Source organism: Rhodococcus sp. P4_F3_2 (genome assembly GCF_056401335.1).
Map to the genome: position 1 here is coordinate 1 of NZ_JBFUJN010000149.1, position 548 is coordinate 548.

The window sequence follows — 548 nt, forward strand, 5'->3', positions numbered from 1 at the left end:
GCTTATCGCAGCCTCCTACGTCCTTCATCGGCTCCTGGTGCCAAGGCATCCACCGTACGCTCTTCATTACTTACAACAAAGATGCTCGCGTCCACTGTGCAGTTCTCAAACAACACACAACCCCAGAACTCCCGTGAGCACCAGCCGAAGAAAACAATGATCGAAACCATCGCAACTCCGCGGTATGACCCACATTCCAGTGTTGTCGTTACTTCCTAGAGAGGAAACACTCGCGTGTTCTCTCAGGACCCAACAGTATGCCGATATATTGCACTCGCCGGCAGATCATGTGATCTGCCGTGATGCGAGGAAGTTTGTCAGCGTCCACCCATGAGCTCCTGCCGGACCACAAGTGGATCCGAAACAGGCTCTGCCAACCAACCATCCACCTGTGTGGACATTGGATTGGAGAATGCTCCTTAGAAAGGAGGTGATCCAGCCGCACCTTCCGGTACGGCTACCTTGTTACGACTTCGTCCCAATCGCCGATCCCACCTTCGACGGCTCCCTCCCACAAGGGGTTAAGCCACCGGCTTCGGGTGTTACCG

General features: G+C 54.7%; 1 rRNA gene. It reads right to left on the bottom strand.

The features are described from left to right. Positions 1 to 423 precede the first annotated feature (423 nt). Positions 424 to 548 (bottom strand): 16S ribosomal RNA (locus AC1DWA_RS33175); the annotation flags it as partial.